The organism is Pseudomonas sp. HY2-MNA-CIBAN-0224, from assembly GCF_040310285.1.
Taxonomy (GTDB): domain Bacteria; phylum Pseudomonadota; class Gammaproteobacteria; order Pseudomonadales; family Pseudomonadaceae; genus Aquipseudomonas; species Aquipseudomonas helleri.
Genome location: NZ_JBEOPQ010000660.1, coordinates 1 through 260 on the forward strand (window position 1 = coordinate 1; position 260 = coordinate 260).

1 protein-coding gene is annotated in these 260 nt (G+C 45.4%); it reads right to left on the reverse strand.

Features of this window, described 5'->3' with window-relative positions:
• On the reverse strand, positions 1-260 hold a 260-nt coding region (locus AAEZ03_RS27960), incomplete at both ends, for an ATP-binding cassette domain-containing protein (RefSeq protein WP_502947981.1).

Consider the following 260-nt stretch of genomic DNA (forward strand, 5'->3'; position numbering starts at 1 on the left):
ATCTTGTGCTTTTGATGATAAGGTCTTGGGATTAATAGTGGTATCGACCCATATCTTGCCGCTGGTCGGATCAATCAACCGGTTAAGATGGCGTATCAAGGTCGATTTAACAGAGCCTGAGAGTCCCATGATGGAATGCAGCTCCCCTGCTTTTATGGCCAAATTAACATCATAAAGACCGACTGAAGAGCCGGTCTGCTTTTTGACAGCGACACTATCCATACCATCTGCTAGTAGTTTCAACGCTGATTGTGCTTGTG